Raw genomic sequence first — 23446 nt, 5'->3', positions numbered from 1 at the left:
CATGCGTATTTGGCAATTAGTTTTAGCGGGTTTATTAGCGTTCAGCTCTCTTGTAAAAGCGGACCAAGAGCAATCTGTGGTACTTATTTCGATAGATGGATTTCGCTGGGATTACATTGAAAAACACCATGCAAAGCACTTAAAAGCAATCAGTGAACAGGGCGTGAGAGCAAACAAAATGCGCCCTGTTTACCCGACCAAAACCTTTCCGAATCATTTGTCGATTATAACCGGCTTATTGCCTGTTAATCATGGCATTGTCGAGAACCGCTTTTGTGATACTGAGCGTAACGATTGCTACAAAATGGGTAAAGGGAAAGACGACAGCACTTGGGTAAATGGCATTCCGCTTTGGAACCTTGCACAAATGCAAGGCTTAAAAGCCGCCACCTATTTTTGGCCTGAATCAGATGCGCGCTTTAACGGCATGCTGCCTGATTACTTTTATCATTATTCAAAACACAGTGATTACCAAAAGCGTGTTGATCAAATTATTCAGTGGTTGAGCTTGCCAAAAGCACAGCGCCCACGTTTAGTGATAAGTTATTTTTCGTTGGTCGATAGCATGGGGCACGAGTTTGGCCCTGATGCTAAAGAAACTTATGACGCAGTGCAAAAGCTTGATGGTTTAATGGCTGATTTATCGAACCGTTTAAGAGCGCTTGATGAAAACATTAACTTAGTGATTGTGTCTGATCACGGTATGGCGTCTGTAGATCCAAGCCTTAGTATTAAAATTGATAGCTTGCCGCAAGACAACAACTTCATAGTGCAAAACACCGGCCCTCGGGTTTTATATTATGCAAAACCAGATAGCAAAGCAGATATTAATGGATTCAGTAAAAAGCTTGCTCAAGCCGCTGATGGTCGCTATATCGTGCTAAGCGAGCAGCAAAAGCGTGATTATCACTATGATAAAGGCCCGCGCGTTGGCGATATTATTTTACAAACCGACGCGCCTCGGGTGTTTACCGACAGCAAAATGGCCGGTTATTTAGGCACTCATGGTTACGCCTATAGCGAAGATATGGCTGCAACCTTTATCGCCACCGGCCCCGCCTTTAAACAAGGCATACGTTTAGACGAAGTAAGTAATTTAGATGTGTACCCGCTGATCGCCAAAATTCTAGGCCTTGAGATTTTAAGCCCAATCGACAGCAACGGTGAAAGTTTATGGCCCGCGATTGAGTAGTAGGTGTGAGTTGGTGAGGGGAAAGGCTTTAGGGGAAAGTTGCTAGGGGAAAGAGTAAAGTTAGAAAGGGGAAAGGCGCTAGGAGCTGGGTATTAGGCGCTAGGTAGTAGGCGCTAGGCTCTAGGAGCTGGGCGCTAGGTAATAGGCTCTAGGACGCGATGTAAAATCGCTGCTACAGACTCGAAACTCGTTCCTCGTATCTCGTTACTCGTATCTCGCATCTCGTTCCTCGTATCTCGAAACTCGCTAACTTTCCCCTTTCCCCTTGAAACTAGCAACTCGTAGCTCGTTACCTACAACTTCGTTACCCACCCGTACTCACCATGGCTTTGAAACTTGTAGCTTTGCTTACCGGCATCAAATTGGCCTTGTAGGGTGTTTTCTGTGAGGGTCATCACGGCTTGATGGCCTGCTTTAGCATGATCATTGACCTTGCCAAATACACTTCTATCGCCATTGCTGGCTTCGATGATGTTACTAATTTCGACGGTGTAACTGAGGTATTCGTCGATGACTAAAATAAAGTGATCGCCAGGTTGTAGGGTTTTTAGGGTGTCTAAATCAAATTCGCTGAATGCGGTGTTTGCTAATTGGTCAGGCAAACGGCCTTGTTTGTATAGGTAATCGTGCGCGTGATTAGATAGCTGATTAAGCGGCGCAGTTAAGTTCACAATGGGCTGTGGGGCTATTTGGTCGGCTTCTGCTTTGTAAGAGGCAACAAACTGCTGTGTGCTTGGTTTTGTTTTAAAACCATCACTTTGAATGTGCCATTCATTCAGTGCAAATGCTGTAAGTGGCAGAATGAAGATTAATGCAAGCGTCCTGTTCACATGTTTCTCTTACGGGGTTTTATGTTAACTCATTGTTAGTTTTTACCTCAAGTTAACAACTCGGTCAATAGTTAATCACTAAGTAGTGGTTTTTATTATCGTGTCGATAAAATTAATTTGTTTTACTCGGCTCTGAATGCTGAGCATAATCCGCGTTTTTTTGTCACCGAAACTCCAAGACTAGAGGTACCTACCATGCGCGGGTGGATCATTTATAAAGATAGCCAAGGCTTGTTAAAGCAAGAAACCTATGAAGTTGAACGTTTACTTGCTGCAGCCAAAGAAGAGGGCATAGATTTACAAGTTTACTCGCCAGATCAATTTGATCTAACTATTACTCGTGAAGACGGTAAAAGTATCTTAATTGATGGTCAATCTGTTGAATTACCGGACTTTGTTATTCCTCGTATGGGTGCAAGTACAACCTATTTTGCGCTGGCGATTATCCGCCATCTTGAGCGTTTAGGTGTTTATTGTGTCAATAGCTCGCAATCAATCGAAACAGTGAAAGACAAACTGTTTGCACAGCAAATTCTTGCTGAATGTAATTTACCTACGCCGAATACCATGTTGGTTAAGTTTCCGGTGAATATTGATTTGGTTGAAAAGCAAATTGGCTTTCCTGTGGTTATTAAAACGTTATCGGGCTCGCAGGGCAGTGGCGTGTTCTTATCAAAATCAAAAGAAGAGTTTGATGACTTAATGCAGCTGATTGAAGCGGCAAACCCACAAGCAAACATCATTTTACAGCAGTTTGTTAAGTCGAGTCATGGTCGTGATTTGCGAGTACTTACTATCGGTGGCCGTGCTGTTGCGTGTATGGAACGTAACTCACAGGGTAAAAATTTTAAAGCGAATGTCAGTGCTGGTGGTACAGGTAAGTCATTTCCTATTACGCCAGAAATCGAATGGCTTGCAACCCAAACTGCGAACGTACTTAACCTTGATGTGGCTGGCATTGATTTATTGTTTGATGAGCAGCACTTTAAAATTTGTGAAGCAAACTCAAGCCCTGGTTTTGAAGGCTTAGAAGGTGCGTTGGGTATTGATGTAGCCAAAGAGATTTTGCACTTCATTCGCATTCGTTTAGGTATTTTTGATAAGCCAAAAGTTGTCGAAGAGCCTTGTTTAGAGGCCGTTTAAACTTTCAAAAGGCGTGGTTATAACACGCCTTTTTTGTGTCATCTGTATAGTAAATAAATCTTAAAATACTACAAAAGTGTACAGTGCCATCTGGCAAATCATAGGATATGGTAGATTTTTAATTGCCAAGGAGTGTGTGTACATGAGTCAGCTCATCAGTCGAGCAACCGCTGGATTAGTGGCCGTTATTATTGGCTTTACCAGTTCAATCGCGCTTATTTATCAGGTTGTTATGGTGTTAGGTGGCACACCTGATTTAGTTGCCAGCTGGGTGTTAATGCTTGGTCTTGCGATGGGCGTCAGCTCGATTGCGTTGTCTTATTACTACAAAGTGCCCATTCTTATCGCGTGGTCAACAACCGGAGCGGCACTCCTTATTTCAAGTGCCCAAGGTTATAGCTTAAACCAAGCTGTTGGCGCGTTTATGTTCTCGGCGGCGCTGGTGTTTTTGTCTGGTATTACCGGCGTGTTCGAAAAAATGATGAACAAGATCCCAAGCCAATTGGCTTGTGCCATGCTTGCAGGCGTGCTGGTGAATTTTGGTATTGATGTGTTCAACTTTATGAGTGAGCTACCTTTAGTCATTGGTTTAATGGTGGCTGTTTATTTATGTGGAAAGCGCTATTTTCCTCGCTTTGCTATGCTTGCAGTGGTTGTTGCGGGCTTTTTAATGGCTGGTGTGACTGGGCAGATTGATACCTCTAGCTGGCAGTGGAAAATGAGCGAGTTTGCTTACATTGCGCCTGAGTTTGACTTAAACGCCATGATAAGTGTTGGTTTGCCGCTGTTTATTGTCACCATGACGTCGCAAAACTTACCGGGTATTGCTGTTTTAAAAGCACATCATTACAAAGCTCCTGTATCGGCAGCGTTAAATGTAACCGGGCTTTTAAATGTATTTATTGCACCATTTGGTGGTTATGCCATTAACCTGGCGGCTATAACGGCTGCCATTTGTATGAGCCCTGAGGCCGATAAAAACCCAAGCAAACGTTATTGGGCAAGCATTGCTGGTGGTGTTTTTTACATTATTATGGCGCTCCTTGCGGCAACCTTGGTCGGTTTGGTAGCAAGTTTGCCACAGGCATTAATTTTGGCGTTGGCAGGCATTGCACTCTTCGCCACCATTGCGAGTAGCTTACAACAAGCATTAACTGAGGCGTATTATACCGAAGCTGCGATCGTGACCTTTTTAGTTACAGCTTCAAACCTAACTTTGTTCTCTGTTGGTTCTGCGTTTTGGGGGATTGTTGCTGGCACGGTAACTTTGGTTATGACACGTAAGGATTAATGACACGCTTAAATATTAAAAAAGGCCCTAGTTACTGTATATAATAACTAGGGCCTTTTGTTATTTAAGTAATGGTTTTATCACTTCAAACATCGCATTGATATGGTCATCGCGGGTATTCAATGCAGGAATGTAGCGGTACTTTTCACCGCCTGCGTGTTCAAAGTTTTCGCGGTTTTCGCCTTCGAGTTCTTCTAACGTTTCTAAACAGTCAGCACTAAATGCAGGGCTTAGAATTGCAACATCTTTAATCCCTTCAGCAGGGTAGCTTTCAAGGGTTGCGTCTGTGTATGGCTTCAACCATTCAGCTTTACCAAAACGGCTTTGGAAAGTTGTTACAGCAAAGTCTTTCTCAAAGCCAAGTTTCTCTGCTACTAAACGGGTGGTTTGCATACAAAAGCAATAGTAAGGGTCGCCGTTTTCTAAAAACAGTTTAGGTGTACCGTGGTACGAAAACACCAATTTTTGGGGCGTGCCATGGGCATTAAGATCTTCGCTAATGCTAGCGGCTAGGGCATCAATGTATGTTGGGTTGTCGTGATAGCCATTAATAAAGTGTAGCTCAGGCACCCAGCGCCACTTACGAAGAACATTCGATACAGCATCAAACGTTGAGCCAATAGTAGTGCTTGAATATTGCGGGTACATTGGCAGTACGATCACGCGAGTGATGCCTTTTTCGCGCAGCTCTTCAAGGCCCGCTTCAATTGAAGGGTTTCCGTAGCGCATGGCCATGACCACTTCAGTGTCGTGGTGTCCTTTGTTTTTTAAAAGGGCTGCCAATTTTTTGCTTTGCTCTCGGGTAATATGCGTGAGCGGTGAGCCGTTTTCAGTCCAGATGCTTTTATAAAGTGCTGCTGAGCGTTTTGGGCGTAACGTAAGTACAAAGCAATAAAGGATGAATATCCAAATAAAGCGTGGGATCTCGACAATTCGAGGGTCCGATAAAAACTCGCGTAAATAAGTTCTAAGTGCCGCGGTAGTAGGGGCGTCTGGGCTCCCTAAGTTGGTCAGTAAAATGCCCGTTTTTTTGTTGAATCGGCCGTCATGAGGCTTATCGGTAATGGCGGAAAATCGCGACACTGAGTGCTCCTATATGAAGTAATCGTAATATAAATCACATTGTAACGAAGTAAGCTGATTATGTGATCACTTTATTCGCTAATTTTTGATCATGATCCTGAAAGGATTCGGTTTTCTTGCTTCAAGCTGCTGCAGCTTTGCAATTGATTTTGCACCAAACACATGCCCTTTAGGTAATAACAAAATACCGTCGTAGCTTCTTAGTGCGTGCCCAAGTACCATGCCGTTTTTAAGATCTTGAGCCGAGATAATTTTCATGGTGCCGACTTTTTGATCGCTGGCACACTTAATTTCTATGTTGTTAAGGGCTTCTAGGATTTTAGGGTGATAATAGGTTCCGCTATATAGCTGTAGTTGATCACGTGCTCTTTCAAAGTCACTTTCGTCTGCGCTCTTGAATTGTTCAACTGCTAGCCAAAAATCTCTTGCTACCGCTAATATCATAGCTTTTATCGGAATTTCTTTTCCTTTTAAGCCTTTAGGTTGGCCTGTCCCATTGTAATGTTCGAATTGGTAATAAATAGCCTCCGAGACATCATGTAAATGGGTAGCAGGCATGAGCATTAACTGCGCGGTACTTGGATGGGTGTAAAAGATTTTTTTTTGGTTTTCGGTTAGTTCTCTGGTTGGCTTTTTATAAAGCTCAGGCTCCATAGCGAGCAAGCCAATTTGTGCAAGATAACCTGTTATTTCTGCTCTTTCAATTCGCTGTTTTTCTAAGCCAAGGCTTTGTGCTAGTTGCTTACAAGTTGTGGCTATATTTTGCGCTTGGTTACCATCTAGGTAGGGGTTAGCGTTTATAAAGTTATATAAGATTTCGAAGGTGGTACGGTGCTCGTGTTTTTCACGCTCGTTGACTTCTTCGAGTTGTTTGAGCACTTTTCGAATTTGTAACGTACGCTTTTCTACCATTTGCTCAAGGTTGTTGTTTAGCTCTTTTAACTGGCTGTTTTGCGCTTTGATTTTTTGCTCTAACTGCTTGTTTTGGCGCTTTAATGAGGTTTTTTCTATGCCATCACTAATGTTTCGTAGCAGTAATTCGTTTTGCCATGGCTTTTGGATATAGGCATGAATTTTACCTTTATTGACAGCGGCAATGGTGTTGTCGATATCTGAGTAACCGGTTAGCAAAATTCGGTGTGGTTCTGGGTCTATATTAAGTGCTTGTGCAAAGAAGTCGGCGCCGTCCATGTTTGGCATACGCATGTCGCAAATGATCACATCAAAGCTATAAGTAGCCAAAACCTTTAGCCCTTCAAGTGGATCTGAGCAGGCTTTTGCAGTGATGTTATTCGCTGATAACAGGCGCAAAAGAGTCCTCAAGACGATTTCGTCGTCATCAATGCATAAAACCTGAATATGTTGCTTGCTAACTTGTTCTGCCATACCGTTTTACTATGAGTCATCGTTAATCAATAACATAGCCTTAAATCAAGCCTTGTGCTAGGTTTTAAAAGAGACAAACAGAGTTTGAGACGAATATGGATGACTTTAAGCAAGCCTATTTGTTAGAAAAAGCGGCCAGAGAAGAAGCTGAACAATTGCTCGCAGACAAAAGCCGTATTCTAGTGGCATTAAACAGTGAGCTTGAGCAAAAAATTGCTGACTTAGAGCATCATCAAGCTATGTTCATTCAAGCCGAAAAAATGGCCACTTTAGGCACTCTTTGTGCTGGGGTTGCCCATGAAATAAATAACCCTCTTGCCTATAGCATTAGTAATGTCGATTGTTTAAAAAATTACTGTAATTACTTTAGCGAGTTACTTGCTGTATGTGATGAATTTGCCTGCAACGATACTGATAAAGCCACGTTTTGTAAGCAGTTAACAGAGCTTAATAAAGTGCACTCGTTTCGCTTTATGGCTGATGACTTACCTGAACTAATAAGCGACACCTCACAAGGCTTGCAAAGGATCAGTAAAATTGTTGCCAATTTACTGGATTTTTCTCGGCCAAAAGGTCACGACAAGCAATTTGCCGATATGACCGAGGCGGTAAAAAGTGCCGTTAAACTACTAGCAAACCAACTCCGTGATTGTAATTTACAAACCCAATACAGTCCTATATCGCAAAGTTGGTGTAACTTACCCGCAATAAGCCAAGTGATTGTTAATATCTTAATTAATGCCAAACAAGCTTGTGATAATTTAAGCGCAAAAGCTGAAATATCCGTTGCTGTGTATGAACTTGAGCAGCATATTTATATCGATGTTGAAGACAATGGCGCCGGTATGTCAGAAGAAACCATTGCGAAAATATACGATCCCTTTTACTCCACCAAACCCGTTGGAGAAGGTACCGGCATGGGGATGACCATGGTATATGCCATAGTGCATGAACATCAAGGATGTATTGATATTCAAAGTACAGAAGGAATGGGCACACGAATTAGCTGCGTGTTCCCGGTACAAAGTCAGGTCAGGAAGACTGTAACTAGCTGACAGTATTTCAGTTGTTGCAAAAATTTGTGAATTCGCTAGGGTAGGAATACACCCTTACCAAAACAACATGTAAAGGCTCAATATGCTTAACCAACAAAGTTCGGATGTATTTAAAAATTACCTCGCTAGTCAAAGCGAAACTAATCAAGTCAGCTTGGATCAAGTGATTGGCTATATGTCTGGTTTGTTAGCCTGCTCAGAGTTTTTTGGTGAGTCAGAGTTAGCAAATTATATTGCCGATAATGATGAAGCGGTATTCAACACCTTAATGACAGATTCAGAGCCGCGCGATGCAATGATTGAGCTGCTCGACAACGTTACCGAAGCACAAGTTGAACAAAAGAAAATCTTAGCCGAATTATACCCAAATGAAGTTAACAGCAATGAACCAAGCCAAGCACTACAAGACTTTTGTAGCGGGTATATTGCAGCGTACATTGTGAACCAAGATATTTGGCACAGCGATTTACAATTTTTACTCAAGGCTGATTCGCAGCAAGAAAACGAAAGCGAAGATGGCCAGTTGTTTATTGATAATTTTGAAGCAACACTCGATTTACTTACTACTTTTGCAATGTGGGATCAGGCGCTGGCAAATCATCCTGAACCAGAAAAACTAGGCGAAGGGTTTGTCACCTTCTTTAATGCGCTAGACGAGAGCTTATCTGAGATTGCCACTATGGCGTTAATGCTTGAAGATGAAAAACTGGCGATGCTTGAGCAAGATCAGTAAACATTTCCCTCCATAGTGGAGATAAGCTGATAGTTGCATTATTTTGCTTATTTCTACTGAAAAATGAATAATCCCAACCTTAAAAACTCCATTAATACTACAAATGGAAATATTTATACCTAAGTCGTACCTGATTTTTCTTTCATTTTGTGGATTTGTTGATAGGATGTTTTGCAAGAGTTAATTCGCAGGCTTGAGTTAGCTTTCAAAATCGTGATTTCTAAAATCAACAACACGTGCTTAGTGCTTTTCTTAATTTCTCCAAAAGGGGCGTCTTTTTGTTTTAAGGAAAGCCGGAATATCAACAGGATACACATGACAACACATTCTTTAAGTATGCTGGCCGTTGCGGTTAGTGTGGCTGTTTCTGCGACTTCAGTGCAAGCAGCAGAGCAAGCATCTGCTGTAAAAGCAGATAAAAACATCGAACAAATCTCTGTATTAGGCTCGCGGGTTGCCAATCGTACGGCTACCGAATCAACATCGCCGGTTGATTTGATTGATGCTGACGACTTAAACAAAGGTGGTTTCACTGAACTGGGCCAAAGTCTGCAAGCGACGGCTCCTTCATTTAACTTTTCTCGTACGCAAGTGTCAGATGGCTCTGACTTATTTAGACCTGCGACTCTTCGTGGTTTACAGCCAGACCAAACGTTAGTGCTTATAAATGGTAAACGCCGCCATAACCAATCTATTTTTGGTTTAAATGGTACTGTAGGTGCCGGTGCTGCGGGTACCGATATGAATGCGATTCCGCTTACTGCGTTAAAAGGCGTTGAAGTACTTCGTGATGGTGCTGCTGCGCAATATGGTTCTGATGCGATAGCCGGTGTTATCAACTTATCGTTAAACGATTCAACGGGTGTTACAACGGGCTATGTGCAAGCGGGTAGCACGGGTGAAGGCGATGGTGACACTATTTCAATGGGTTTAAACCGTGGCTTTGATTTAGGTGATGAAGGCGGCTTCATTAACTTTTCTTTAGAATACCGTGATGCTGATGGCACCAACCGAGCTGAACGTGATACTGGAGGCTCAGTTGATGTACCAGCCGGTACGCTGTCTGACGAAGTTCGTTGGGGACAGGGGAATGCTGATAGCGAATTTACCTCTGTGTTTTATAACATGGCATTACCATTTGGTGAGACCGAGCTTTACTCATTTGGCGGATACTCAAACCGTACTGCCCTAGGTAATGGTTTTTACCGTAACTTTGACCAAGCAGCGAAGAACGTTGTGCAAGTATATGGCGATGGCTTTTTACCTCGTATCGATAACGAAGCCGAAGATATTTCGTTTTCACTTGGTTTGCGCGGAGAGCTAAATCCAGATTGGAGCTATGACGTATCTGCCGTATATGGTGAGAATAGCTATGATTTCACTTCAAAAAATACTCTAAATGCGTCGTATGCTGCTGAATATGTGGCGAATAACCCAGATGCAAGTGATGCTGATATTGCTGCTAATGCGGGCCCTTCAGGCGGATACTCAGGTGGCTTTAGATTTGATCAAACAACCGTTAATGCAGACCTTAATGGTATTGTAGATATTGGTCGCAGCGAGCCATTATACGTATCTGTGGGTGCTGAGTACCGTAAAGAAAATTATGAAATCGTGCCGGGCGAAGAAGCCTCTTATGCATGTGGTTTAGCTAATTCAGATACCTCATACCCTGCGGTAAACGACAGCAGCGTATTCGCTGAGTGTGGTTTCCAAGCTTATAACGGTTTACGCCCTGAAGCGTCAAACAAAGAGAGCCGTCACAGCTATGCATTTTATGTAAATGCCGAAACGCTGATCACGGACGCATGGCAAGTAAGTACAGCGCTTCGTTATGAAGACTTCTCTGATGCAGGTGATGACATCATTGGTAAGCTAGCAACGCGCTATGAAATTACCGATGACTTTGCCGTGCGTGGTGCGATTTCTTCTGGCTTTAGAGCACCATCACTGCAACAAAGTGCCTATACAGCCTACACCACCAACTTAGGTGCTGGTGGCGTGTTATTGCAATCATTCACAGCAACAGCGGGCTCTGATTTCCCATCAGCACTTGGCGTTGATAGCCTTGGCCTTGAAAGCTCAGAAAACTTAAGTGCAGGTTTTGTTTACAACGTAACTAGCGATTTATCGCTAACCGTTGATTTTTACCATGTTGCTATTAAAGACAGAATTACCCTTGGCAGCTTAATGTCGGCGGACGATGTTTCATTTAGTGCCGAGGCCGTGGCCGCGCTTAATGCAACAGGAGCACAGCAAGCTAACTACTTCTCAAACTCAGTTGATTCAACCACCAAAGGGGTTGATATTATTGCTTCGTACACCACCGATTTGTATGACGGTAATTTCTCAGCAACCTTTGCGGGTAACATTAACGAAACTGAAATTGATGATGTAAATGCACCTGAGGGGATTCCTGAGTCAATCGCCCTTGATGATTTACAACGTAGTTTCTTAACAGACGGTCAACCTGGTGAGCGTGCAACGCTAACGTTTGAATACGATCGTGGTGATTTCAACAGCATGCTACGCTTTAACTACTATGGTGAAACAGACGTTAAATACTTTGGTAATGACCACATTGGTTTACCTGATGAGTTATCACCTACCGGTGAGTTTAAAGACACAAGCACGGTAGAATCAGCGGTATTAGTGGATGTTAACGTGGGCTATCAGCTAACTGACGAACTCATGCTATCGGCGGGTATTGATAATATCTTTGATGTAACGCCAGACGAGCTAGGCGAAGATGAAGCGCTTGATTTTATTACGAATAAAGCATTCAAATACCCTGTTCGTGCACTACCTTATGGTTTTGATGGTATGACCTACTACGCAAAACTAAGTTTTAGTTTTTAATTCCTAAGTTGATATGAAACTTAAATAGCGCCTAACGGCGCTATTTTTTTGCTTAATTGTAGTATTCGACATTTGTCGCTTTATCAATGACAGTTGTCTTTAATTAGAGAGTTGAAAGGGGAAAGTTAGCGAGTTTCGAGGTGCGAGATACGAGACATGAGATGCGAGTCTGTAGCAGCGATTTTATATCGCGTTTCTCTCGAACCTAGCTATGTAGGCGTTATGCTTGCATGGCGCGCGAAACAAGTTTCACGCCTACGTCTACTAGTTTTACATTTGAGTGGTGTTTGAGAGCTCATGGCTGAAGCCATTCCTACGAACGCATCAGATTTATATCGCGTTTACTCTCGTATCTCGTATCTCGCACCTCGCATCTTGTATTAGGGTATCCACCCGCATTTAAGCACTCCAAAATTTTTCTAGTAGGATGCTCCCAAATAATAAAATCAAACTTGTAATTATAATTGTGTAGTAGATAGTCGAATTAATTATTGGCTCTAAAGTGAAGTGTAGTGAAAATATGTTTTTTACCGGTTTAAAGAATAGCTTTGGGTTTAAGCTACCCGCTAAAATTATAAGTGAAATTGCTAGACAACTAATGAATTCGATCCAGTCTAGATCTTGTAATATAAGCGAATAAATACCGACAGTTAAATTAATAATTGCTGCCAATCTGAACAAAATAGATAGCAGCTTTTCCTTTTTATTAAGCGTTTCCATACTGTAATACTCCTTATTACATTATTTAATACCTTTATATTTTGGTAAGTTACGGGAGTAAAGTTGCAAGGGGAAAGTTAGCGAGTTTCGAGACAAGAGACACGAGTCTGTAGCTGCGATTTTATATCGCGTTTCTCTCGAACCCAGCTACGTAGGCGTTATGCTTGCATGGCGCGCGAAATAAATTTCACGCCTACGTCTAATCGTTTTACATAGGTGTGGTGTTTGAGAGTTCATGGCTGAAGCCATTCCTACAAACGACATCAAATTCGTAGCAGCGATTTTATATCGCGTTTATTCTCGAACCTCGAACCTCGAACCTCGAACCTCGAACCTAGAACCTCGAACCTCGAACCTAGCTACGTAGGCGTTATGCTTGCATGGCGCGCGAAATAAATTTCACGCCTACGTCTACTAGTTTTACATTTGTGTGGTGTTTTAGAGCTCATGGCTAAAGCCATTCCTACGAACGCATCAGATTTATATCGCGTTTACTCTCGTATCTCGTATCTCTCACCACGCATCTCGTACCTCACATCTCTCACCTCGCATCTCGCACCTCGCACCTCGCATCTCGAACCTAGCTCCTAGTCCCTAGCCCCTAGCCCCTCGAACCTAGTCCCTTTTAACTCGCTCGCATATCTCGCGCATTTGTTGTTTTATTTCGGGTTCTTTTTCATCGAATAATTTGGTGATACGTTCGATATAGGCATGGTTTTCTTCGAATGGCACGCCGATCTCGTAGACATCGGCAGCTTCTCGTAGCATTTCTTTATCAAACTCACTGAAAATATCGACCATTTCTTGGGCTTTTTCTCGTTCAATACCGAGTGCTTCAAATGATGAACGGCCCATGCGCATGGTGCTGTCGTAGGTTTCGCGAATAATATCTCGACAGCCGTAAGCCCATAAATCGTATACATGATGGCGGTCTACGGCGCGGGCAACCACATGTAAATGCGGGTAATTTTGCATCGCATAGCGAACTAATTTAGTGATTTGTTCGGCATCATCAAGCGCAACAACCAGCAGTTTTGCATCTTCAATGCCTGCAGCACTGAGTAGATCTGGTCGAGTGGCATCACCAAAAAAGTTACGAATACCAACACGCTCAAGGGCCTCAAGTTGTTTGTAGTTGTAATCAATCACGGTGGTTTTATAGCCGCCAGCTTGTAAAATACGGTCAACCAGCCCACCCATTCTGCCTGAGCCTGCGATGATCACATGGCTATCATCAGGGAACTCTTCTGTTTCTTTTCCTGCTTGCTCACAAATAAAGCGCGGTGCTATCACACGTTGATAGAGAATAAATAACCCCGGCGAAAGCAGCATTGATAAGGTCACAACCAGTAATAGTTGGTCGGCAACGGCTGCGGCTAAAACATTATTAGACACACTGTAAGCCAGTAGTACAAAACCAAACTCACCAGCTTGTGCAAGCCCTAGTGCTAACAACCAAAGTGCGGCGCCTCTTAAGCCAAAAATGCGGCCTAAAATTAATAGCACAACTGTTTTAGTTGCAATCAGTGCGCCGGTTAATAGCACGATGGTAGCTAGGTTATCTGCGAGTAATTGAAAATTGATACTTGCGCCAACGGTGATAAAGAATAATCCAAGTAATAGCCCTTTGAAGGGATCGATATTACTTTCAAGCTCATGTTTATAAGGTGAATTTGCAAGCACAACACCCGCTAAAAAGGTGCCAAGTGCAGGTGATAAGCCAACTAATGACATCATCAAAGCGATACCAATCACGAAGAATAAGGCTGTAGCGGTAAATAGCTCGCGAAGCCGTGCTTGTGCAACAAATCTAAAAATCGGTGCGGTTAAGTAGTTACCGCCAAAAACGACGAGCGTAATCATACCTAAAGTAACCAGCGCTGCTTGCCAGCTCTCAAGGTTTGCTACCAAACTCAAACCACCATGACCGTCTTCGCTTGCATGGGCTGTACCTGCAATGGCGGGTGCTAATTCAGGTAAAGCAAGCAAGGGAATAAACGCAAGCATAGGAATAACGGCTATGTCTTGGGTGAGTAGTACGCTAAATGAGGCTTGGCCACCATCTGATTTTAATAGCCCGCGCTCTGAAAGCGTTTGCAGCACAATCGCGGTCGATGAAAGCGATAAAATTAAGCCTATTGTAAGTGCTGTTTGCCAAGCATGGCCAAATGCTAAACCAATCCCAGTAAACGCGGCAGCTGATAAAATCACTTGTCCGCCACCAAGGCCAATAAGCTGTTTTCGCATTGACCAAAGCGCTTTGGGTTCAAGTTCTAAGCCAACAATAAACAGCATCATTACTACACCAAACTCAGCAAAATGCTGGATGGCAATCACATCAACATTTAAAAATGTCAGTGTTGGCCCAATAACAATACCTGCGAGTAAATAGCCAAGCACAGAGCCAAGCCCAAATTTGCTGGCAATAGGCACGGCGATAATGCCTGCAATGAGGAATATATAGGCGATTAAGAGAAAGTCAGTCATCGTAATCCTGTTTGTTTTTAATTAACTATGGTTGTTTTCGCTAGTTTTGCCAGCAGTTAGGTAGTGAATGCAATCAAAATACGAATTTAGTCAGTAAAATGACAACAAGGCATGGTGTTTAGTCAAAACGAGTAAGACAAAGTAAGGGGTAAAAAATCATCGATTTTTCCTTAAAAATACTTGCGTAGCGCTAGGCTAGGTATATACTCGCAACACATTTAATAGGAGCAAAAAATGAGCAAAAAGAAACAACGCACACAAGGCCAAGTAGATACTGGTCGCGGTGTCATTAACGATAATGTGTACGCCGCAATGGTGACATCTAAGCTGTTCACAGCAAAAGTAGAGAAGCCTAAAAAAGGTAAAGGTGCATATCAACGTAAGGCAAAACATGCAGGACGAGAGTCCTATTTAATCGCTGCTTAATTAAGTTGTGATCAAATAGGATTTTTGTGAAAAGCAAACACTGAGTGTTTGCTTTTTTTATGACTAAATTTCGTGTTAAGAATAATTTTCACTCTATTTTTATAGAAATTATTACCTGAAAACTAATTTATTCGTTATATACCCATAATCGATACGGTAATTATTTTCGCCTACCCTCACACAAACGTTGCTTGTTTTTTATACAAGCCAGAAGTGCCGTGCTTTCCATGGTTAAAATATTGTTAACTTTATGTTCATTCTTACTCGGTAGAATCATCCTCGTTTTTGCTTGTTGATAAAAATAATTAATTCTTTTTTAGTGGTTTTAACTGAATCTCGCATCAAAAAGTGTGTTTATTTTACCCTTTAAAGGTAAATACAAGCTTGACGTAATAGCGCTTTGTGTTACTTTAAAGTTGGATTTGTAAAATAAATGTTATTAAAACTTTGGGCGGAGGGAGCGAATGAGCTCGCATAAATTAATAAGAAATGCCTTTAAACTGAGTGCGCTGTCACTAGGTTTATACGGCTTTACAGCACAGGCTGCGATTGATTGCAGCAACTTAGAAGTGTGGCAACAAGGGCAAACACATGTTGGTGGTGATCAGGTTCAGGCACAAGGTAGCGCTTATGAAGCGAAGTGGTGGACGCAAACCAACCCTGTGGAGACTTCTGGTGTCGATCAAGAGTGGCGTTTATTGAGTGTTTGTGACAGCGTTGTCAATGAGAATCAAGCACCTCAAATTAGCAGCTTAACACCCGCAGAGGGTTCTTTATTTACCACAAGTGACAGCGTTGTCATAAGCGCTGTCGCCGCTGATCCTGATGGTAGCGTGGCAAGTGTAGAGTTTTTTGTTGATGGTACATCGCTGAGTGTAGTGACAAGCGCACCTTATTCAGCGAGCTGGCAAGCAACGCAAGGCAGCCATGTGATAAGCGCGGTCGCAACGGATGATTTGGGGCTAACCTCTACAGCGGTTGCACATTCAGTGAGTGTGTCTGATGACGTTGAGCCGGTTAACCAAGCGCCAGTGGCAAGCATTGAATTTAGCTCACTGCCATCACAAGTAACTGTGGGTGACAGTGTGGTGTTTGCGCTTTCTGGCACTGATAGCGATGGCCAAGTGACTGCGTTATCGTTAACTGAAAACAGCACTGAAGTTCATCAAGCAAGTGCCGCTTCTTCAAGTTATACGTGGCAGGCTCCAGCACTTGGGCAATTTTCATTTACCTTAACGGTGACCGATAACGAAGGCGCGACGGATACACAAAGCAAAGTTGTTAATGTTGTTGAAGCAACAGAACCTGGTAGCGATTGTAAACCGCAAGGCTTATACCAAACACCGGGTGTGAATACCCCATACTGTAGTGTGTATGATACAAATGGCCGCGAGAAAATGGGCGCCGATCATCCACGCCGAGTTATTGGTTATTTTACGAGTTGGCGAAATGGTGCCAATGGTCAGCCAAGCTACTTAGTGAATGATATCCCTTGGGACAAGATCACCCATATTAACTATGCCTTTGCGCATGTTGATGGCAATAACAAGGTCTCGATTGGTGATCCCAATGCAGCTGGCAACCCAGCGACAAATATGACTTGGCCGGGCGTTACAGGCGCTGAAATGGATCCAAGTTTTAGTTACACAGGTCACTTTAACTTACTCAATAAATTCAAAAAACAACACCCAGATGTAAAAACCTTAATCTCTGTAGGTGGTTGGGCTGAAACTGGCGGTTATTTTGGTGAAGACGGTACTCGCGTAAATAGCGGTGGTTTCTACACGATGACAACCAATGCCGATGGCTCCGTGAATCAAGCGGGAATTGATGCCTTTGCGAAAAGTGCCGTTGAATTTATTGAAACCTACGGCTTTGATGGTGTCGATATTGATTACGAATACCCATCGTCAATGAATGACTCAGGCCACCCTGATGATTTTCCTATCTCTAATGCACGTCGTGCAGGTCTTAATGCCTCGTATCGCGTATTGATGCAAAAACTACGTGAAGAACTTGATATTGCAGGTGAAAAGGCAGGTAAGCATTATTTGTTAACAATTGCTTCGCCATCTTCAGGTTACTTATTACGTGGTATGGAAACATTCCAAAGCGTGAAGTATCTCGATTACGTTAACATTATGTCTTATGACTTACATGGTGCATGGAATTCACATGTAGGCCACAACGCAGCCTTGTTTGATACCGGTCTTGATTCTGAATTAGCGCAATGGGGCGTTTATACCACCGCTGAGTTTGAAGGTATTGGTTACTTAAATACGGATTGGGCTGTGCGTTACTTCCGCGGTGCGGTCTCTGCGGGTCGAATCAATATTGGTATTCCATATTACACCCGTGGCTTTAAAGATGTGTCGGGCGGTACTAATGGTTTATGGGGCCAAGCAGCGCTGCCAGATCAATCAAAATGTGCTAAAGGGACAGGCGTTGGTGAGAAAAACCAATGCGGTAATGGCGCACTTGGCATAGATAACCTATGGCACGATAAGAACGATGTTGGTGAAGAAATGCCAGCAGGTTCGAACCCGCTATGGCATGCGAAAAATCTCGAAAATGGCATTAACCCTTCTTACCTTGAAATCTATGGCCTAACGCCAGAAACCGATGCAGATGATGTATTAACGGGTACTTACACACGTTTTTACGATGATGTAGCGGTTGCTCCATGGCTATGGAATGCAGAGAAAAAGGTATTCTTATCAATTGAAGATGAGCAATCAATGGCAACCAAAGTTGATTATGTTATCAACAATGGCCTTGGTGGCATTATGTTCTGGGAGCTTGCTGGTGACTATGATTATGACTCAGCGAAAGGTGAGTACTTCATGGGCTCAAGCTTAACCACACTTGCTTACGATAAATTTAACCAAAGTGGTGTGGCTTACAACACTCATCAAGGCAATGTCGATTTTACCCTGCCAAGCGAAGCTGTAGACGTAAGCTTTACAGTGAAAGACTTCCCAATTGGTGATGATAACTACCCAATTTCACCTACATTCGCATTCACCAATAACTCAGATATCGACTTAAGCGGCGCAAAAATCAGCTTTGATGTGCCCGTTTCTACCTCGGCAATTTTCAAATCAAATTGGAATGCACAAGAAAAGCTCGGCATGGCTGTTGAAGCGAATGGCTCGAATGCAGCTGGCGATAATATCGGCGGCTTTGAAAATGAGTTCCATCGTTTTTCAATCACCTTAGTGAATGAGTGGGGCGGTATCGAAAAGTCATTTAACACAGGTGAAACCGTTGAGGCACAAGTTATGTACTACATGCCAATTACGGGGCCAACTAATTTCACTATTGAGAAAAATGGCAAAACTTACGCTTTTAAATACGAATACCCAATGCTACCAGATGGCACTGCAGGCAGTGGTGATACTGGCGGTGATACCGGTGGTGATACCGGTGGTGATACGGGTGGCGAGGGAAGCTGTAATGGTGTTGATGTAGCAAGCATCCCTGTGTATCCAAATTGGCCGCAAACTGACTGGGCTGGTAACCCAAGCCATGCTGTTGGCGGCGACTTAATGAATCACAACAACGTGATTTACGAAGCAAAGTGGTGGACGAGCACAGAGCCAGGCACATCGGCTGACTGGACGGTGAGTTGCACGCTTTAACCAACTAAGCGGAGCAAGCACTTTGCTCCGCATTACTACAGCGAGAACAACAATGAAAGTAATGAAATCAAAGGCATTGTCTTTATCGGCAGTGGCAACCAGCATGCTGATTGCCTGTGCATCAAGCCATGTGAATGCCCACGGATTCTTAGAAAGCCCAAAGGCACGCCAAGCATTTTGTAATGCTGATGGCGGGTACTGGTGGCCTGCTGATGGCACAGGGATCCCTAACCTCGCTTGCCGCGCAGCATTTGTTGAAGCAGGACATGTGCAGTTTGTGCAAGACATTGAATACTCGGCAAATACGGTTAACTACACTGACCTTGAAGCAGTAAAACAAAGTGTACCTGATGGCCGATTATGTGCCGCAGGCGACCCAGAAAAACGCGGTATGGATTTACCTTCAGCGCATTGGCAACGCAGTGAGGTTATTCCTAATGCAAATGGCGATATTTTAGTGCGCTTTTTAGCGAGTACGCCGCATAACCCGAGTTTTTGGCAGTTTTATTTAACAAAACCGGGCTTTGATAGTGCAACTCAAGTGCTTACTTGGGACGATCTAGAGCTTGTTGAAGAGTACGGCAATCTTGATTTTAGCATTGACGCTAACAACGATCGTTACTATGAAATGAGCCTGTCGATTCCACAAGGGCGCAGTGGCGATGCCATTTTATACACGCGTTGGCAACGAGATGATGCCGGTGGCGAAGGCTTCTACAACTGTAGCGATATTAATATCGTTAGCGATGCGACCCCGACAGAGCCAAGCGATTGGACAGCAATCAGCTACTTTGTTCGTCAAGGACAAGACGCTGAGGTTGGCGGTAGTGTGTCAGCTCGGTTATTTGATGAAAATGGCCAAGAGTTACTTACTCAACAAATGCAGATCACTGCTGATAATCAAGCTAATTGGCAGGCTGAATTTGCAGCGTTGTTAAACCTTAATTACGCGCACTTAGTTAATATTGGCGTGCAAAATAGCGCCGGAGATATTGCCTTTGATGCGTCTGATTTAATGACTAATCAAGTCTTTACAACGAATGCAAACTACAGCTTTGCACTAAGCGTACAAGCGGCTCCTGAAAATACCGCGCCAATTATTCATCAACCAGATGACCTTCAAGTTGAAGAAGAGAGCAGCACAGCGATACACCTGCACGCCTTTGATGATCAGCAAAGCACCTTAACTTATAGCTGGGATGTACCGGCACCACTGAGCTTTACGGGTAGCGATGCCAACATCACGCTAAACGCCCCCGCTGTAGATGCTGATACAAGTTACACCGTGAGCGTATCGGTGTCAGATGGCGAGCTCACAAGCCAAGTAAGTTTTACCGTGACTGTGCTTAATAGCACTGTTGTCGACCCTGATCCTGTTGATCCGAGCGTGCCTGCTTGGAATAGCACAAGCCAATACAACACGGGCGATAAAGTGAGTTTTAACGGCGGAGTTTACAGTGCGAAATGGTGGAACCAAGGCGCACAACCAGACAGTAGTGATGCATGGCAGCTTGAATCTGGCAGTGCATCAATCGAATGGAACAGCGGCAAAGCCTATCAAGGCGGCGACGAAGTAACCTATCAAGGACAGCGCTACCGAGCGCAGTGGTGGACCCAAGGAGATGTACCGGGTGCCAGCCAAGTATGGACAGAAATCTAAAGTTTTGTAGTTCAAACTTTATCAATAACAGCGTAACGCTATATAAAAACAGATAAGAGAGAATCATGAATATAAAACAATTAAGCGCAGCCATTGGTGTTGCACTCTTTGCAAGTGCAGCAAATGCAGCGCCATCAACACCGACCATTATTTGGGAACCACAAGAGTACTCATTTGTTGAGGTTGACCTTGAAGGCACCGGTTCATATAAGAGCTTGGTGAACCGCGTTGATGAAGTCACTATCAGCATTGAATGGAACGCATGGAGTGGTGACGGCGGCGACAGCTATAAAGTGTACTTCGATGATATGTTGGTTAATGAAGGCTCGCTGGCAGCGGGCACTAAAAGTGGTGTTATTAGCTTCCCGTATGATAAAGCTGGTCGTCACACATTATATGTAGAACTATGTGAAGGCGGTACCACCTGTGCTCGCAGTGAAGGTAAGCCAATTGTTATTGCCGATACAGATGGCGGTCACTTAGCGCCATTGCCGATGGATTATGATCCAAACAACCAAGATATTGGCACCAAAGATGGCCTTGTAACCGGTGCCTACTTTGTTGAATGGGGTATTTATGGTCGCGATTTCGACGTAACTAATATCCCAGCGCAAAACCTCAGTCATATCTTGTATGGATTTATTCCAATTTGTGGACCTAATGATTCATTAACTGGCGGTCCTAAAAACGCGCTAAATACGGCGTGTGCAGGCTCGCAAGATTTTGAAGTCGTGATCCACGACCCATGGGCTGCGATTCAAAAAGCACTACCAGGTGTTGATAGTAATGACCCAATTCGTGGTACGTATTCGCAGTTAATGGCGTTAAAGCAGCGCTATCCTGATCTGAAAATTTTACCATCAGTGGGTGGTTGGACTTTATCAGACCCATTTGCCTACTTTACCGATAAAGCAAATCGCGACACGTTTGTTGCATCAATGGAAGAGTTTTTAAGAACGTGGAAGTTCTACGACGGTGTTGATATTGACTGGGAATACCCAGGTGGTCAGGGTGCTAATCCAAACTTAGGCGACCCAGTTGCTGACGGCCCAGCATACGTTGCGTTAATGCAAGAGCTGCGCGCGATGCTTGATAAGCTTGAAGCAGAGACAGGTCGTGAGTATGAGTTAACATCAGCGATTGGTGCAGGTTACGACAAAATTGAAGATGTCGACTACTCACAAGCTCAGCAATATATGGATTACATTTTCTTAATGAGCTACGACTACTATGGTGCATGGAGCAATGTAACTGGCCATCAGGCTGCGCTTTATTGTTCATCGCATTTCCGTGTTGGTCAGTGTGATGGCACGGGTGTTGATGAAGAAGGCGTTCCATATAAAGGCCCTGCTTACACAACTGATAACGCAGTGCAAAATCTACTCGCGCAAAACGTACCATCGAAGAAAATCGTGGTAGGTGCCGCTATGTATGGCCGTGGCTGGGAAGGCGTTTATCCAGAAAACACGACTATCGCTGATAACCCTATGACAGCACCAGGCAACGGCAAACTTAAAGGCACTACAGCGCAAGGCGTATGGGAAGACGGTGTTATTGATTACAAAGGCATCAAAACTTACATGTTGGGCGCTGCAGAAAATGGCATCAATGGGTTTGAAACAGGTTATGACGAACAAGCCGAAGCCGCTTATGTATGGAACCGTAGCAACGGTAAATTAATTACATACGATAACCGTCGTTCTGTTTTGGCAAAAGGTGCTTATGTTAATCAATATAATTTAGGTGGTCTGTTTGCATGGGAAATTGATGCTGATAATGGCGATATTCTTAATGCCATGCACGAGGCACTTGGTGGTACCGTCACTGAGCCTAGCAATAGAGCGCCAGTGGTATCTGTATCAAGCACTGTATCTGTTAACTCTGGCGAAAGTGTATCTGTTAGTGCATCGGCAACAGATGCTGATAACGATCCGCTAAGCTTTAGCTGGACAGCTGACAGTGCGTTAACAGTAAGCGGTGAAAATTCAAATACCCTTGTAATCACAGCGCCATCAGTGAGTGCTGATACGCAATACACGGTTACTGTCAGTGTGAGCGATGGCGAGGCAAGTGTAAGCCGTAACGTTACAGTGAATGTAGTAGCACCAACGACAGGCGAGAACCAAGCACCAGTCGTTGCGGCAATTACTGATAAAACAGTGGCAGAAGACGCGAGTGTGGACGTGGCTGTTTCGGCATCTGATGCTGATGGAGATACGCTTTCATACAGCTGGACAGTGCCAGCAGGCTTAACGTTAGTAGGCTCTGGTGCTGATGTGAGTTTACAAGCGGGCAGCGTTGATGCAGATACAAGTTATGTTGTGTCGGTTTCGGTAAGTGATGGTCAAACTGCAACAGCAGTGAGCTTTAATGTCACCGTGACAGATTCTGGTACAACAACTCCGCCAGATGGTGAAACCACATGGGATGCAGCGGCGACTTATGTTGGTGGTGATACGGTGATTTATAACGGCGTAGAGTACACCGCTAAGTGGTGGACACAAGGTGAGCGCCCTGATTTAGGCGGCCCATGGGAAGCAACTTCACAACCAACCGATGGGAACGGTGATGTTGTGTGGCAAGCTGCGGGTATCTACAACGGTGGCGACCAAGTCACTTACCAAGGTAATAAATACGAAGCGAAATGGTGGACTCAAGGAGACGAGCCAGGTGTCGCGGATGTATGGAAAGCACTTTAAGTGTAATAACCACATTTAATGCCCATCATTAAAATGTGATTTCCCTTCAAAGCAGCCTTATGGCTGCTTTTTTGTGGGGGGAAGTTAGAAAGAGTAAAGTTAGCGAGGGGAAAGGGGAAAGAAGCTGTCAGCTTTCAGCCTTCAGCGGTCAGACGACCTGTAGCTGATCTGACCCCGATAAAGTAGACACGGGGTTTAATTAACTTGTTCGTACTGCATGGGACTTTTATACCCTAGGGTG

General features: G+C 43.8%; 14 protein-coding genes. 10 read left to right on the top strand and 4 right to left on the bottom strand.

Annotated features, from left to right (window positions below):
* Position 1: 1 nt before the first annotated feature.
* Positions 2 to 1192, top strand: coding sequence for an ectonucleotide pyrophosphatase/phosphodiesterase (locus EXT43_RS16215; RefSeq protein ID WP_130167433.1), 1191 nt, complete (start codon positions 2 to 4; stop codon positions 1190 to 1192).
* Positions 1193 to 1485: 293 nt separating this feature from the next.
* Here EXT43_RS16215 and EXT43_RS16210 read toward each other — a convergent pair whose 3' ends face one another.
* Entirely contained in the window at positions 1486 to 2022 is a 537-nt protein-coding gene (locus tag EXT43_RS16210) for a hypothetical protein (RefSeq protein WP_130167432.1), read from the bottom strand.
* 195 nt (positions 2023 to 2217) lie between these two features.
* On the opposite strand from EXT43_RS16210, the gene EXT43_RS16205 reads away from it, so the two are divergent.
* Both EXT43_RS16205 and EXT43_RS16200 read left to right on the top strand, forming a co-directional pair.
* Positions 2218 to 3165, top strand: coding sequence for a RimK family alpha-L-glutamate ligase (locus EXT43_RS16205; protein WP_062564751.1), 948 nt, complete (start codon positions 2218 to 2220; stop codon positions 3163 to 3165).
* A 142-nt stretch (positions 3166 to 3307) separates the two neighbouring features.
* Positions 3308 to 4456: a benzoate/H(+) symporter BenE family transporter gene (locus EXT43_RS16200; protein ID WP_130167431.1), complete on the top strand. Its 1149-nt coding sequence runs from the start codon at positions 3308 to 3310 to the stop codon at positions 4454 to 4456.
* 60 nt (positions 4457 to 4516) lie between these two features.
* On the opposite strand, the gene hemH is transcribed toward EXT43_RS16200, so the two are convergent.
* Positions 4517 to 5539, bottom strand: a complete 1023-nt coding sequence (gene hemH, locus EXT43_RS16195; RefSeq protein WP_130167430.1) for a ferrochelatase — start codon at positions 5537 to 5539, stop codon at positions 4517 to 4519.
* A 78-nt stretch (positions 5540 to 5617) separates the two neighbouring features.
* Positions 5618 to 6925, bottom strand: coding sequence for an HD domain-containing phosphohydrolase (locus EXT43_RS16190; protein ID WP_130167429.1), 1308 nt, complete (start codon positions 6923 to 6925; stop codon positions 5618 to 5620).
* A 95-nt stretch (positions 6926 to 7020) separates the two neighbouring features.
* Between EXT43_RS16190 and EXT43_RS16185 the strand changes: the two genes are divergently transcribed.
* The 3 genes from EXT43_RS16185 (at position 7021) to EXT43_RS16175 (ending at position 11572) form a co-directional block, all read left to right on the top strand.
* Positions 7021 to 7980, top strand: a complete 960-nt coding sequence (locus EXT43_RS16185; RefSeq protein ID WP_130167428.1) for an ATP-binding protein — start codon at positions 7021 to 7023, stop codon at positions 7978 to 7980.
* 82 nt (positions 7981 to 8062) lie between these two features.
* Positions 8063 to 8713, top strand: a complete 651-nt coding sequence (locus tag EXT43_RS16180; protein WP_054563239.1) for a UPF0149 family protein — start codon at positions 8063 to 8065, stop codon at positions 8711 to 8713.
* A gap of 315 nt (positions 8714 to 9028) precedes the next feature.
* Positions 9029 to 11572 (top strand): TonB-dependent receptor, encoded by a 2544-nt coding sequence (locus EXT43_RS16175; RefSeq protein ID WP_130167427.1) that lies wholly within the window; start codon positions 9029 to 9031, stop codon positions 11570 to 11572.
* 1335 nt (positions 11573 to 12907) lie between these two features.
* Here EXT43_RS16175 and EXT43_RS16170 read toward each other — a convergent pair.
* On the bottom strand, positions 12908 to 14779 hold the full coding sequence (locus EXT43_RS16170; protein ID WP_062564743.1) for a monovalent cation:proton antiporter-2 (CPA2) family protein: 1872 nt from the start codon (positions 14777 to 14779) through the stop codon (positions 12908 to 12910).
* A gap of 234 nt (positions 14780 to 15013) precedes the next feature.
* Here EXT43_RS16170 and arfA point away from each other — a divergent pair, with 234 nt between their 5' ends.
* From arfA to EXT43_RS16150, 4 genes are all read left to right on the top strand, one after another.
* On the top strand, positions 15014 to 15205 hold the full coding sequence (gene arfA, locus EXT43_RS16165) for an alternative ribosome rescue factor ArfA (protein WP_054563243.1): 192 nt from the start codon (positions 15014 to 15016) through the stop codon (positions 15203 to 15205).
* 464 nt (positions 15206 to 15669) lie between these two features.
* Positions 15670 to 18846, top strand: a complete 3177-nt coding sequence (locus tag EXT43_RS16160; protein WP_062564742.1) for a glycosyl hydrolase family 18 protein — start codon at positions 15670 to 15672, stop codon at positions 18844 to 18846.
* Positions 18847 to 18898: 52 nt separating this feature from the next.
* A complete protein-coding gene (locus EXT43_RS16155; protein ID WP_130167426.1) occupies positions 18899 to 20506 on the top strand; it encodes a lytic polysaccharide monooxygenase in 1608 nt (535 codons plus the stop codon).
* A gap of 65 nt (positions 20507 to 20571) precedes the next feature.
* Positions 20572 to 23205 carry a glycosyl hydrolase family 18 protein gene (locus EXT43_RS16150; protein ID WP_130167425.1) on the top strand — a complete coding sequence of 878 codons (2634 nt, stop codon included), beginning with the start codon at positions 20572 to 20574 and terminating at the stop codon, positions 23203 to 23205.
* Positions 23206 to 23446: the final 241 nt, after the last annotated feature.

The sequence above is a fragment of the Pseudoalteromonas sp. CO109Y genome (assembly GCF_004208935.1).
GTDB classification, from domain to species: Bacteria; Pseudomonadota; Gammaproteobacteria; order Enterobacterales; family Alteromonadaceae; genus Pseudoalteromonas; species Pseudoalteromonas shioyasakiensis.
Note: the sequence above shows the minus strand (reverse complement) of the source record. Positions and strands in the feature narration are given on the sequence as shown.